Origin of the sequence: Enterobacter sp. AN-K1, from assembly GCF_020971765.1 — a bacterium.
GTDB lineage: Bacteria > Pseudomonadota > Gammaproteobacteria > Enterobacterales > Enterobacteriaceae > Enterobacter > Enterobacter hormaechei_C.
This window is the reverse complement of sequence record NZ_CP087390.1, coordinates 2,432,257-2,445,941: the sequence shown is the minus strand read 5'-3', so window position 1 is coordinate 2,445,941 and position 13,685 is coordinate 2,432,257. Positions and strand designations below refer to the sequence as shown.

General features: G+C 55.1%; 11 protein-coding genes and 4 tRNA genes. All 15 read right to left on the bottom strand.

Annotation, left to right across the window (positions count from 1 at the left end; translation table 11 throughout):
* Positions 1 to 483 precede the first annotated feature (483 nt).
* The 15 genes from LOC22_RS11725 to wecA all read right to left on the bottom strand — a co-directional run bounded on the left by LOC22_RS11725 (position 484) and on the right by wecA (position 13,466).
* Positions 484 to 560 (bottom strand) — tRNA-Pro (locus LOC22_RS11725).
* A gap of 44 nt (positions 561 to 604) precedes the next feature.
* Positions 605 to 691, bottom strand: a tRNA-Leu gene (locus tag LOC22_RS11720).
* 21 nt (positions 692 to 712) lie between these two features.
* A tRNA-His gene (locus LOC22_RS11715) sits at positions 713 to 788 on the bottom strand.
* A gap of 67 nt (positions 789 to 855) precedes the next feature.
* Positions 856 to 932: transfer RNA gene (locus LOC22_RS11710), tRNA-Arg, on the bottom strand.
* A gap of 102 nt (positions 933 to 1,034) precedes the next feature.
* Complete coding sequence (thrP, locus tag LOC22_RS11705) at positions 1,035 to 2,420, bottom strand: bifunctional threonine/serine APC transporter ThrP (RefSeq protein ID WP_017693946.1); 1,386 nt, start codon at positions 2,418 to 2,420, stop codon at positions 1,035 to 1,037.
* A 197-nt stretch (positions 2,421 to 2,617) separates the two neighbouring features.
* On the bottom strand, positions 2,618 to 3,358 hold the full coding sequence (gene wecG, locus LOC22_RS11700; protein WP_015570015.1) for a lipopolysaccharide N-acetylmannosaminouronosyltransferase: 741 nt from the start codon (positions 3,356 to 3,358) through the stop codon (positions 2,618 to 2,620).
* 12 nt (positions 3,359 to 3,370) lie between these two features.
* Positions 3,371 to 4,723 (bottom strand): ECA oligosaccharide polymerase, encoded by a 1,353-nt coding sequence (gene wzyE / locus LOC22_RS11695; RefSeq protein ID WP_017693948.1) that lies wholly within the window; start codon positions 4,721 to 4,723, stop codon positions 3,371 to 3,373.
* Positions 4,720 to 5,799 (bottom strand): TDP-N-acetylfucosamine:lipid II N-acetylfucosaminyltransferase, encoded by a 1,080-nt coding sequence (locus LOC22_RS11690; protein WP_230238917.1) that lies wholly within the window; start codon positions 5,797 to 5,799, stop codon positions 4,720 to 4,722. The genes wzyE and LOC22_RS11690 overlap by 4 nt, the downstream gene beginning before the upstream one ends.
* Positions 5,796 to 7,046 (bottom strand): lipid III flippase WzxE, encoded by a 1,251-nt coding sequence (wzxE, locus tag LOC22_RS11685; protein WP_230238916.1) that lies wholly within the window; start codon positions 7,044 to 7,046, stop codon positions 5,796 to 5,798. Before wzxE ends, LOC22_RS11690 begins: the two co-directional genes overlap by 4 nt.
* 1 nt (position 7,047) lies before the next feature.
* Positions 7,048 to 8,178, bottom strand: a complete 1,131-nt coding sequence (gene rffA, locus LOC22_RS11680; protein ID WP_015570019.1) for a dTDP-4-amino-4,6-dideoxygalactose transaminase — start codon at positions 8,176 to 8,178, stop codon at positions 7,048 to 7,050.
* A 4-nt stretch (positions 8,179 to 8,182) separates the two neighbouring features.
* On the bottom strand, positions 8,183 to 8,860 hold the full coding sequence (gene rffC / locus LOC22_RS11675) for a dTDP-4-amino-4,6-dideoxy-D-galactose acyltransferase (protein ID WP_032646798.1): 678 nt from the start codon (positions 8,858 to 8,860) through the stop codon (positions 8,183 to 8,185).
* Positions 8,857 to 10,119, bottom strand: a complete 1,263-nt coding sequence (gene wecC, locus LOC22_RS11670) for a UDP-N-acetyl-D-mannosamine dehydrogenase (protein ID WP_015570020.1) — start codon at positions 10,117 to 10,119, stop codon at positions 8,857 to 8,859. Before wecC ends, rffC begins: the two co-directional genes overlap by 4 nt.
* Positions 10,116 to 11,246, bottom strand: a complete 1,131-nt coding sequence (gene wecB / locus LOC22_RS11665) for a non-hydrolyzing UDP-N-acetylglucosamine 2-epimerase (protein WP_006812390.1) — start codon at positions 11,244 to 11,246, stop codon at positions 10,116 to 10,118. Before wecB ends, wecC begins: the two co-directional genes overlap by 4 nt.
* Before the next feature lie 56 nt (positions 11,247 to 11,302).
* Positions 11,303 to 12,349, bottom strand: a complete 1,047-nt coding sequence (gene wzzE / locus LOC22_RS11660; RefSeq protein WP_017383601.1) for an ECA polysaccharide chain length modulation protein — start codon at positions 12,347 to 12,349, stop codon at positions 11,303 to 11,305.
* Between the two features lie 13 nt (positions 12,350 to 12,362).
* On the bottom strand, positions 12,363 to 13,466 hold the full coding sequence (gene wecA, locus LOC22_RS11655; protein WP_001050933.1) for a UDP-N-acetylglucosamine--undecaprenyl-phosphate N-acetylglucosaminephosphotransferase: 1,104 nt from the start codon (positions 13,464 to 13,466) through the stop codon (positions 12,363 to 12,365).
* Positions 13,467 to 13,685 lie beyond the last annotated feature (219 nt).

Here is a 13,685-nt window from a genome sequence, read left to right as displayed (position 1 = left end):
TAAAAGCAGGCGTTAAAACAGGTCTGTAAGACAACATATTTGGTGCTTCACTCAACGTTGTGTCCATGGTGTCTGATGAGGCCGAAGCGACATCTGTCAGTGGACGATAAGCACCGTAAACGGCTCTGCGTCATTCCTGAGTTTATGAGGCCTTAAGGCGAACATAAGAGATGGAATGAGCATCTACACGCATATTATTGCATGTAATGTGCCAGGTTTACACGCAGAACTTTTACATCGCGCAACATTTTAAGATAAAAGGAAATTATGCTGTTAAGAACCGCCTGAAGCCATACAACATCGCGCTGAAGGCGGCGATATGTCGTCACCAGGAGACAGGTTAAGAGGTAAAATAATAAATTATTTAATATTAATGGGTTATATGTCGCTGAATCGCGACAAGGATATAGAGTGTTGTCGGGGAAAGGCTACAGGATAAAAAACGCAGAAAACAAAAAACCCCGCCGAAGCGGGGTTCAAAATTGGTCGGCGAGAGAGGATTCGAACCTCCGACCCACTGGTCCCAAACCAGTTGCGCTACCAAGCTGCGCTACTCGCCGATGTACTGCTTTTTTGAATTTTTAGTTCAACTCATTAAAAGTCGTGGTGCGAGGGGGGGGACTTGAACCCCCACGTCCGTAAGAACACTAACACCTGAAGCTAGCGCGTCTACCAATTCCGCCACCTTCGCAATTCACAACTCTTTCAATAATGGGGTGGCTAATGGGATTCGAACCCACGACAACTGGAATCACAATCCAGGGCTCTACCAACTGAGCTATAGCCACCACTGTATTCTTTCACGCGGTTCTGACTACTTCTCAGACCACCGCAGCTCTAGCGCCGGGACTAAAATGGCGCGCCCGACAGGATTCGAACCTGAGACCTCTGCCTCCGGAGGGCAGCGCTCTATCCAGCTGAGCTACGGGCGCTTAGCGCCGTTGCGGGGCTGGATATTACGTACCTCCGTCCCCGCTGTCTAGTGCTTTTTTGAAAAAAATGCGCGTTTGGTTATGGTTTGCACATTTTGCCGCTTATTCCTCCACTTTATGGGCGGAGCCACGGCGGCCCAGGCCAAAAAGTTTATATGCAGCTGTGACGGCAGCCAGGAAGATCATCCCGACAAACAGCGACATGCGGGTATCTTCATTAAAGTACATTCCAATTAATACGCAAATCAGGAACGCCATCGTCAAATAGTTCGCATACGGGAACAGAATGGAGCGGAACGGATGGCTGGCGATCGCTTTTTTGTGCGCCTGTCGGAAACGCAGCTGGCTAATCAAAATGACAAACCACGGTACCATTCCCGGCAGCACGCTGGCGCTATAGACGTAAACAAACACGCGCTGCGGATTCGGGATGATGTAGTTCAGGCAAGAGCCAATCAGCAGAATCACAATCGACACCGCTACGCCCGCCACCGGTACACCCACGCGGGAGACTTTACCCATCACCGCCGGCAGCTGTTTGTTTTGCGAGAGCGCGTAAAGCATACGCCCGCAGCTGTACATCCCGCTGTTACAGCCGGAGAGCGCCGCCGTCAGCACCACAAAGTTGATAATGGCGGCCGCCGCCGTGATGCCAATCTTAGCGAAGGTTAAGACAAACGGGCTGCCGGTGGTGCCGATCTCGTTCCATGGGAAAATGGTCACGATAACGAAGATCGCGCCCACATAGAAAATCAGGATACGCCACAGCACCTTGCCTACCGCGCTACGCAGCGTGACCTGCGGGTTTTTCGCCTCACCTGCGGTAATGCCGATCAGCTCAACGCCCTGATAAGAGGCGACAACGATACAGAGTGCGGTCAGGAAGCCTTTCCAGCCGCCGGCAAAGAAGCCGCCGTGTCCGGTCAGGTTACCGAAACCAATCGCGTGCCCGCCGTTACCGAAACCAAAGAAGATGACACCCAGACCCACAACAATCATCACGATAATGGTGGTGACTTTGATCATCGCAAACCAGAACTCGATTTCACCGTAAAGGCGAACGGCGGCAAGGTTCGCCAGCGCCACAAGCCCTACGGCGATGAGCGCGGGTATCCACTGGGCCATCTCCGGGAACCAGAACTGCACGTAGACCCCGATGGCGGTGATCTCCGAAATCCCGACGGCCATCCACATAAACCAGTACGACCAGGCCGTGAGATAGCCAAAGAACGGGCTCATATAACGGTGGGCGTAAACGGCGAAAGAGCCCGTTACCGGCTCCAGAAACAACATTTCGCCCATTGAGCGCATGATGAAGAAGACGAACAGCCCGGCAATAATATACGCCAGCAGGACGGAAGGCCCCGCCCATTTCAGCGTGCTTGCCGAGCCCATAAACAGGCCAACGCCGATAGTGCCGCCCAGCGCGATCAATTCAATATGTCGAGCTTCCAGCCCACGCTGAAGCTCCGGTTTTTTCTCTGCCATAAATCCTCGGTTGTGTTTGCTGTTTCCCGACTTATTGCCGGGTATTGTTTTGAGGGGTACTGAAATACGGAGCGAATGGTTTCTTAAATTCTGGCAAATGGCAAACAATGCATTAAAAAAATGAATGCATTGTACAGAAATCCAGCAGTTTTACAGGGGGGGTTGCAGCGCGAACAGCAGATCGCGCTGCATATTGATTACATTTTCCCGGTGTAGTGCCAGGCGAGGTAGCGCAGCAGACGAATCTGTCGTTTGATACGCGTCGGTTGAGAGAGCAGGCGGTAGAGCCACTCCAGCCCCAGGTTTTGCCAGACTTTGGGCGCCCGCTTAACGTGGCCGGTAAAGACGTCGTAGGTGCCGCCAACGCCCATATAGAGCGCATCCGGGCTGACCAGACGGCAATCGCGCATCAGAATTTCCTGCCGCGGCGACCCCATGGCGACAGTGACAATTTTCGCCCCGCTGTCGCGCACGCGCTCATATAACGCCTGGCGATCTTCCGGCCTGAAATAGCCATCCTGGCTGCCCACGATGTTAACATTCCACTGGCTACGCAGCTTTTGTTCGGTCTGCGCCAGCACCTCTGGTTTGCCGCCAATCAAAAATACCGGCGTGCCTTCAGCGCCTGCGCGTTCCATAAGCCGCTCCCAAAGGTCAGCACCCGCCACGCGAGACACATTAGCGTCAGGAAACTTTTTACGAATTGAACGCACCACGCTAATACCGTCGGCATATTTAAACTCCGCGGCTTCAATCAGGCTTTTCACTTCCGCATTATCTTCAACCGCCAGCATTTTTTCTGCGTTGATGGCCACCAGCGTGCCCGATTTCATCTGCCCGTCCGCGAACAGGAAATCCAGCGCGTGTTGCATGTCACGCCAGCCAATAAGCTGTAGCCCACGCAGCGCGTAACGCGGGGCTGAAGTTGTATCCGTCATGATAATCCCTACTCAGACTTGTGACAGCGTTGTGCTGCCCTGTGGCTCACGTCTGTGCACAAGCCCTGCACTGTCAAACAACCAGTACAGCAGTTTTGCCAGCAGCAGACAGAGACCGAAAACGACCATAAAAAACACCACGCGTGAGACGAACGAATCCAGCCCCTCGCGCGCCAGAACGATCATATTGAAAATGGCACCGAAACAGAAACTGTGCAAAACAGCGGCTTTGTAGCGGTTGGTCTCTTCGTTACCCAGCGTATATAGCCAGTCGAACCATTTTATTATCAACCCGACCGCGATCGCGCCCGGCAGGATAAACCACGTTCCGCCCATCACTACCAGCGAGCCAATCAGGGTTGGGGAAATCGCCAGGCCCGAATGGTTGTTCAGCACTTCCCAGGTAAAGTAGTTCGCCGTATTCAGGACAATACCGGGACGGTCGGGCCACAGCCACGTCGGTATAAAGACATAGAAATCGCGAACAATCGGCGCCAGCCCCTGGAATTCGATTTTGTCGTAGTTTTGCAGCAGCAATGCCAGGTTTTCCCAGGGCGAGAAGGTGTCGCGCGTCAGATACAGGAAGGTATAAAACGCTTCGTCGCCGGCCACGTTCAGTCCGTAGCGCTTCAGCGCCAGCCAGAACATCCCCACAATGCCAAAGACGCCTGCCGCCGCCAGCATCCACAGCGAGATCCAGCCGCGAATAATGCCTATAAACAGGAAAATCGCGAAGGCGATAATGATGTTGGCGCGGGTGCCGCCGACGATCATGTAGGTCAGAATGCCAAATGCGACGGTGCTGACCAGGAAGAACAGCCAGGCTTTACTGTCCTGACGCAGGAAAAAGACCACCAGCATCGCCGGAATGAAGAAATAGAAGAAACGCTTGAGCGCGACGCCGGAGACTTCGGCGGAGAAAATCTGGCTATAGGACTGCAACTTAAACAGTAAAAAGCCGTTATGCATGAAGAAAATCGCCACGCTGACGAGGGCGATGGTCATCAGCATAACCCACGTCAGATGGGTTTCTACCCGGTTCATTGTAAACAGCGGACGACGGGGTGTGGTGTCTTTCGCCGCGCGCAGGCGCGTTTTATAGGTGACGTAATACACCGCGTAGAAGCAGGTCGCAGAGAGCAGCGCCTGCAACAAAATTTCCGGCGGAGCGACGCCAACATCAAAGCGGAACACGAGGATGCTGGTCAGCGGGAAGCCAAAGAAAAAGGTCAGCAAAAACAGCAGCGAGAAGAATACGTTGAAGTTAAAACGTACGCGCCGGAATTCAAACCAGGTGAGCGTGGCGATAAACAGCGTGCTCAGCAGCCAGACCACCAGCAAGCCGCTAAATTGCAACTGGCTCATGCGTTGTCTCCTGAAGCAATACGCAGCGCGCGGTGCCACGGCGTGAGATAGTTCGGGCTGAAAAAGTCGATGCTATTTTTATCCACCAGCGTGAGCTGACGCTGCGCTTCCCGTACCACCTCGACATTAAGCGTGTCAGAGGTAAACAGCACCGGAATATGCTGTTCGGCCATGTCCTGCCAGAACGGGTTTTCGCGGTTGAGCACGCACGGTACGCCCGCCTGAATCAGCAGACACAGCGTACCAATCCCCTGCTGACGGGCAAAGATGAAATAGCCCAGATCGCATTTTCGCAGCAGCGCGAGATAGTCATCAAATTCCAGCTTATCGCTGAGAATGTGCAGATTTTCCGCGCTAAACAGCGCAAGCCCCTGCTGGCGAACTTCATCGATGTAGGCGTCGTTATTGGCGGGATAGCCCATTGGCACCACCACGTTCACCGTATCGCCAAACTGCTGATGCACCGCCCGCAGCGCCGCGACATGCTCGTTACTGCGATCGCCTGAATTTCCCACCAGGATGGTCAGTTTGCCTTCACGAACCGCGTCATTCGCCATGGTATTCAGTGCCGGATCCATACGGGTCGGAAAATAGAGCAGTTCCCCGCGAACCTTCGGGTGCTGTTTAGCAAAATAGTTGAGGTCGCCACGGGTAGCAAAAACGCAGCCCACGCGCGCCTGCGCCAGACGACGCAGCGGATAGAAAAGACGGAACTTCCAGCCGTGGGAGACTTCGTAGAGATCCGCTCCCCAGATATGCCAGCTGAACTGGGAAGGTTTTATCCCGCCGCTTAACAGCGCCAGCCACAGCCCGGTATTGAATTGTCCGTGGAAGAAGAAACGCTGGCTTCGGTCCGCTTTGGCTTTCGCGACAACGGCTTTGGTCAGGGCCGCTTTGTCTGGCCAGATGGTGATGTGCAATGCCGGACACGCCGCGCTCAGGCCGTTATCGCGTCCAACGACCATAAACTCGCGCGCATCGGGCGTGCCGGATGCCAGTTCATCGTTGAAGAACCGCAGAACGGTCTGGTTATGATGCGGGATATCCGATCCCAGTATGTGTATCAGTGCAGTCATGCGCGTTTACGCCAAAGTAAAAATACGCCGCAACAGGCAGCGAAATAAACGATATAAGTTGCCATATAGGCCTGAGCCGCCCCCAGCGCACCGTGGGTGGGGATCAGCCAGTGAGAAAATGCCGTCAGCAGCGCAAACTGGCCGATCTCTGCCAGGATATACAACCGCAGCGAAGCCTTCGCAATCACCAGATAGCCGAAAACGTATGCCCCCACTTTCAGCACATCGCCGACCAGTTGCCAGGCAAACAGATCGCGCATGACGGTAAACTTCGCCGAAAACAGCAGCCAGATGGCGAAATCACGCAGTAACCAGACGGTAAAGCTGGCGATCGCAACCGCCGGCAATACAAAACGCAGGGAGCGAAAAATCTCGCGGGTAATATCCTGCCTGGAAGTCAGGCGCGATAAGGTTGGCAGTAAATAGACGCTAAAGGAAGCCGTAATAAATTGGAGGTAAGCATCTGAAATGCTGCTCACGCCCTGCCAGATCCCCACTTCATCCCAGCTGTAATGCGCTGCCAGCAGGTTTCGCATCATCACGTAGGCAACGGGAAGTGTTACCGAAGTGATGAGCGCCATCAGGGTAAACTTTCCTAGCTGCCCCGCCAGCATCTTGTCCCACTGCGGTTTCAGGTAATTCAGCGGGACATTGCCTCTGCGCATCAGCATAAACGCTGCCGGAATGACAACGAGCGCAGGCACCAGCGCCAGCCCCAGCAGCGCGCCTTCATAGCCGCCCAGCCGATAGCAAAAGTAGTAAGCGACAACGCCGATAATGCTGCCGAGGATCAGCGCCAGCGCATTCCCGGCGGCATCACGGAAGCCTTTCATCAGCGCCAGCAGCAGGTTCGCCCAGGCGATCCCCATCTGAACGAGCGCCACCAGGCGCACCAGCCCCTGATAATGCGTGTGTCCGAACAGCCCCTGGCTAATGGGTGCCGCCGCCAGCAAAAAGACGACGGCCAGCAACGTAGAGAAGCCCAGCACCATAGCAGAGGAGGTGCCCACCACCGTGCGGAGCTTTTCGGCATCGTCATGATACTGCGCGACGTATTTGGTGACGCCATTGAATATCCCGGCCCCCGCCAGCACGCCAAGCACCGTGACCAGCTGGCGGAAGTTTCCTGCCAGCCCAACGCCTGACGGACCAAATGAGACGGCCAGCAGCTTGACGACCAGTAACCCGGCGCCAATTTTTACTAGCGTGGACGCTGCCGTCCACACCGACGCTTTTGCCAGAGACATATCAGGCGAAATAACTCAGAAGCGAATTGATCACCGTACGCTGGTTCACCGGCGCGAGGTTGTAGAACAGGGGCAGGCGGAGCAGACGTTCACTCTCTTTGGTGGTGTAGCGGTCTTCACCGGCAAACATCCCGAAGGCTTCGCCCGCCGGACTGGAGTGCAGCGGAATATAGTGGAATACCGCCATAATTTCCGCCTCTTTCAGCCAGGCAATCAGCTTGCTGCGATCGTCGTTATCGCGCAGCTTGATGTAGAACATGTGGGCGTTGTGGATGCAGTCTGCCGGAATGGTCGGCAGTTCAATACGTCCGGCTTTTGCCAGCGGCTCCAGCGCGTCGTAGTAGGTTTGCCACAGGGAGAGGCGTTGCAGATTGATGCGCTCTGCCGCTTCCAGCTGCGCCCAGAGATACGCGGCCTGCAAATCCGCCATCAGGTAGCTTGAGCCGATATCGCGCCAGGTGTACTTATCCACCTGACCGCGAAAGAACTGGCTGCGGTTGGTCCCTTTTTCACGGATCACTTCCGCACGCTCTACCAGGGCACGATCGTTAATCAGCGTCGCGCCGCCTTCGCCGCCTGCGGTGTAGTTTTTGGTTTCGTGGAAGCTAAAGCAGCCGATATGACCAATGGTACCCAGCGCGCGCCCTTTGTAGGTGGACATCACGCCCTGCGCGGCGTCTTCCACCACAAACAGGTTGTGCTTTTTAGCGATGGCCATGATGGTGTCCATCTCACAGGCCACGCCCGCGTAATGCACCGGCACAATCGCCCGCGTTTTATCGGTGACCGCCGCTTCAATCAGCGTTTCGTCGATGTTCATAGTATCCGGACGGATATCCACAAACACGATTTTCGCCCCGCGCAGGACAAACGCGTTCGCCGTGGAGACGAAGGTGTAGCTCGGCATGATCACTTCATCGCCGGGCTGGATATCCAGCAACAGCGCCGCCATCTCAAGCGATGCGGTACAGGACGGCGTCAGCAGTACCTTGGCACTGTGAAAACGTTGCTCCATCCACTGCTGGCAGCGGCGGGTAAAACCGCCGTCACCACAGAGCTTGCCGCTGCCCATAGCAGACTGCATGTAATCAAGTTCAGTGCCCACAACGGGAGGCGCGTTAAATGGAATCATCTTGTCACCTGTATAACCAGTAGGCGGTGGCGTCGATGCTGGCACCACTCGCAATATAACGTTTAAGCGCAGCGGTGTTGCCCATCTGGGTTGCGACCCGCAGCGTCGATACCTGTTGTTGCTCCGCCCAGTGCAGCGCCGCCTGCATGAGTTTCTCGCCCATGCCGCGCCCGGCTAACAAACCGATGCGCGCCTCGTGCTCGTTGAGCCTGCGAAGCGAAACAAAACCCTGAATCTGCCCCCCGGCAGTACGGAACACCAGACAGACGTGGTCAAACGTGCCTTTGACCGCATTCTCTATCCACTGGGCATAAAAGCGGCCGCTGTCATCGGGCGCATACCAGGGCGCCCGGAAACGGCTCTGAGCGAAGGCCAGCGCCGCCATCTTGCGCAGCGCGGGGATATCCTGCTCCGTTGCAATTTCCGCGCCCGGTGAGGCGTGGAGAGCCACGGTAACAGAGAGATCAACCTCACCCTCGACCAGCCGGAATCCGTGCTGCTGGAGGGCGTCCAGCAGATCGGCGCGGTCCGCCGGGATCTTAGCCTGTACGCGCTGCCAGGCGCTGAAGTCTGCTTCCTGCAACGCAGGGGCATTGTCGCGCAGACGCACTATCGCTGAGGGACGCGCAAAGAATGCGCTTTCCCACTCAAGGGACTCCAGCACGCCGTTGAGGATACTCAACGCCACACGCCTTTGGTATCAACAACATACTGCTGACGAACGGCATCACCGGAAACCGCTTTGAACGCATTGTGATCCACCAGCAGCACCAGCACATCCGCCGTCGCCAGCGCGTCATCCAGGGCGGTAAGGGTGCAGTGACCGGCAAGTTTTGCCGGCAGCGCATGAATATTCGGCTCAACCACCAGCGTTTCACCGCTGTGCCAGGCAGCGATCATTTCGGCAATTTCCATCGCCGGGCTTTCGCGCAGATCGTCAATATTCGGTTTGAATGCCAGACCAAAGCAGGCAATTTTCAGCTCACTGGCGCGTTTGCCGCTGTCGGCCAGGCAATCCGCGACCGTGGCTTTGACCTGGTTGATAACCCAGTGCGGTTTGTGGTCGTTTACTTCGCGCGCGGTGCGAATCAGGCGTGCCTGTTCCGGGTTCTGCGCCACGATAAACCACGGATCGACCGCGATGCAGTGCCCACCCACGCCCGGCCCCGGCTGAAGGATGTTCACGCGGGGGTGACGGTTGGCAAGGCGAATAAGTTCCCAGACGTTAATCCCCTGATCAGCGCAAATCAACGACAGTTCATTCGCAAACGCGATGTTAACGTCGCGGAAGCTGTTTTCGGTCAGTTTGCACATCTCGGCGGTGCGGGAGTTGGTCACCACACATTCGCCTTCAAGGAAAATTTTATACAGCTCGCTGGCGCGCGCGGAGCAGACTGGCGTCATGCCGCCAATCACGCGGTCATTTTTGATCAGTTCCACCATCACCTGGCCGGGCAGTACGCGCTCAGGGCAGTAGGCGATATTGATATCGGCCTGGTCGCCCGCCTGCTGCGGGAAGCTGAGATCAGGACGCGCCTCGGCCAGCCACTGTGCCATCTGCTCGGTTGCCCCAACAGGTGAAGTGGACTCAAGGATAACCAGCGCCCCTTTCTTCAGCACAGGCGCAATGGATTTTGCCGCCGCCTCGACGTAAACCATGTCAGGCTCATGATCGCCTTTAAAGGGCGTAGGAACCGCAATCAGGTACGCATCGGCTTCTACCGGCGTGGTGCTGGCGCGCAGGAAGCCACCGTCCACCGCCTTTTTCACCACACGATCGAGATCGGGCTCCACGATATGAATTTCGCCACGGTTGATGGTTTCCACCGCGTGCGCGTTGATATCTACGCCAACGACCTGCTTTTGACGAGAGGCAAAGGCCGCCGCAGTAGGCAGCCCGATATAGCCAAGACCAACAACAGAGATGGTAGAAAAACTCATAGCGTTACCCGATTGTGTTTAAGTGCGTGCAAAATACGACCACAAGCCTGCCCGTCACCGTACGGATTGTGGGCCCGGCTCATCGCCTGATACTCTTCATCGTCATGCAGTAAGCGCGTGACCTCTTCGACAATACGACGCGGATCCGTTCCAACCAGACGCACGGTACCGGCAGTAACCGCTTCCGGGCGTTCGGTGGTTTCACGCATCACCAGTACCGGCTTACCGAGGGAGGGCGCCTCTTCCTGAATGCCGCCAGAATCGGTCAGGATCAGCCAGGCGTGGTTCATCAGCCAGACAAATGGCAAATAGTCCTGCGGCTCGATCAGGAGCACGTTTTCCACGTGGCCCAGGATACGGTTGACCGGTTCGCTGACGTTCGGGTTGAGGTGCACCGGATAGACAATCTGCACATCCTCGTTCTGCGCGGCGATTTCAGCCAGCGCGTGGCATATTTGCTCAAAGCCACGGCCAAAGCTTTCGCGGCGGTGGCCCGTCACCAGAATCGTTTTCTTGCCGTTGTTCAGGAACGGATAGCGCGCAGCAAGTTCTGCCTGAAGCTCGCTGTTAGCCAGCACGCGGTCACGCACCCAAATCAGCGCATCAATGACCGTATTGCCGGTGACGAAGATCTTGCTGTCGCTGATATTTTCGCGCAGCAGGTTCTGACGTGAGTTCTCGGTTGGCGCAAAATGGTACATCGCCAGGTGACCGGTGAGCGTACGGTTGGCCTCTTCCGGCCACGGGGAATAGAGATTGCCGGTACGCAGACCCGCTTCAATATGACCAACGGGGATACGCTGATAGAACGCGGCCAGGCTGGTCGCCACGGTGGTGGTGGTGTCGCCGTGCACCAGCACCACATCCGGCTTGAACGACTCCAGAATAGGCTTTAATTCTTGCAGAATACGGCAGGTGATTTCCGTCAGTCCCTGTCCCGGTTTCATTATATTGAGATCGTAATCCGGGACGATAGAAAAAAGGGTTAAGACCTGATCGAGCATCTCACGGTGCTGGGCAGTCACGCACACTTTCGCTTCGATATCAGGATCTCTGGCCAGCGCATGAACCAGAGGCGCCATCTTGATGGCCTCCGGCCTGGTGCCAAATACGGTTAGTACTTTCACATCGATTCTCTTCGATTAGACGATGAAGGCCGCAGCCTTCATCGTAGACGGCGTTCTTAGTTTGTGCGGCGACGCAATAACGCTACGCCAGCGCCAGTCAGTGCGCCCACAATCCCCCACATGATCATCAGGAATGCGCGACGCGGACTATCGCGTTTTACAGGCTCTTCAGGCGTTCTTAAATAACGATAGGTCTGAAAACGCGGGTCCAGCGTTGGACCGACGTTGAGCGTATTGAGCATGGCGCGGTTTTGGTCATAATCAAGGTCAAAGTCAGGGCCAACGGCCTGGATATTTTCCAGACGTGCCTGAAGCATTGGGCGACCAAGAAGGAACATTTCTGAATCCGGGAGTTCATCAGCCGGAACATCCGTTTCGCTACGGGAAATATTGTGCTGTTCCGCAATCTTGAGCGCCTGCTCAAGATTATGCACGCGACGGGCGAAGATGGCCTTAGCGACCTCTTCCTGACGTTTGACCTGCGCTTTCATCTGGATAGTACGCGCAGCCCAGGCGCCTTTCAGCTCGTCATTCAGATGGCTGGCCGCGCGCTGGCTGGCGAAAGCAACGTACTGACGCAACAGGTTATTGGCGTCCGGCGCCGTTTCCGCAATCAGCTTCACGCTGTCGCTAACGTTACGAAGCACATCGCCAGGCATAAACTGAATGTTATTAATCAGGTCATCCAGCAGCGCGGCATCCGCTTTGCTGTTACCGACCATGCGCTGCTTGTAGTAGTCCGTCTGGGACCAGAAATCGCGACGTGTATCCCACGACGCCAGCTGCATCACAAACTCTTTGTAGGATTCATCCATCACCGAGGCCTGATCCGGGGTCGCCAGATTGGCCTTGATATCAAGATTACGCAGGAATTGCTGCTGGGAGTAGTAGCCTCCAAGCATATTCACCGTTGGTCGGTCTGTGATCGCCGTGGCGCTCCACTCTTGTTTTGCAAAGAAGGTGTAGGCAAGCGCTAACAGTGCGAACCCCAGGGCAATTCCCACAATCCACAGTTTGCCCTGCCATAACACGCGAAACAAACCACGAATATCCAGCTCGTTCTCAGTGCCCACTGATTTCGCTCCCGCCAACGGTTGAGTCATCATAGTCCCGGTTTTACTTAGTTAATGTTGTGTTTTTGCCACTGTTCCGACGCATCCTGCGTTTTAAACGTTTAATAAAACGCGCGACTTTCCATGCACGCTTGATGCAGTAACCGTACATGAAAAATGCTAGCAAGAATAATACCAACATTACCCATTCAGGAATGAAATGTGCGTATTCCGCGGCAACGCCAATCGCAGCCAGAATAGCAGCCGCAAGCGTAATCAACACAAATGCCTGACGAGACGTGAAGCCGGCGCGCATAATCAGGTGATGAATATGCTGCCGATCGGGAGAAAACGGGCTCATCCCTTTACGCAGACGGCGGTACATAATAGCGACCATGTCCATCAGCGGGATGGCGATAATCCAGAGAGCCGTTACCGGGCTGATAGGGTGCGTTTTACCCTGCGTGGTTTCCAGCAGGACCCAGATAACCGTAAAGCCAATCAGGGTACTGCCCGCATCGCCCATAAAGACTTTATAGCGACGCCCTAATACGCCCAGGTTCAGGCAGATGTAAGGCAGGATGGCGGCAATCATGGCAAAGCACCACATTGACAGGCTGTACTGGCCGTCAAACCATAAAATGATGCCGATAGCGCCAAACGAAACAGAGGACAGCCCACCGAGCAGACCGTCTATACCGTCAACCATGTTAAAGGCGTTGATAGCCGCCCACACGGCAAACAGCGTCAGGAAGAAGCCGAATGGCCCAAGCACCAGCTCCCAGGGACCAAACACGTAGCCCAGGCTTCTGAGATAGAGGCCGCCTACCACCATCATAATGATGCCAATGGCCGCCTGTACCGTCGCGCGGAACTTCACGCTGATATCAAAACGATCATCAAGGGCGCCGACCAGTACCAGCACACCGGCACATGCCAGGTAGAGTGCGGCATGGGGGATATAGTAATCCGCGATCCCGAATGTGAAACAGATGCCTGCGTATACCGAAATGCCGCCCACCAGCGGAATAAGCCCCTGATGACGTTTACGGAAGTTCGGTTTGTCCACTAACCCAATTCTTTTTGCTACCTTGCGCGCAATGAACAAAAAACAGGTTGTGAATAAAAAAATACTGATCAGCTCAGTTACTGCAGTGAGTAGATTCACAATGGATTGCTCTCAACAAATGTTAGTCCCGGAAGTATAACCATGAAGCCTCTGCCTCAGAAGGATTAAAGATGGCTTCTCACAACTCCCTTTGTATGTTTTTCAATCAATTATTTCTTTGACTGTGCAAACCTTCTTATTGTCGCACCGACAGGTCAAAATTGGGAGTGTGTGGTAATAGCGTATAGTCCATAAATAAAAAACGCCACGTAAAAACGT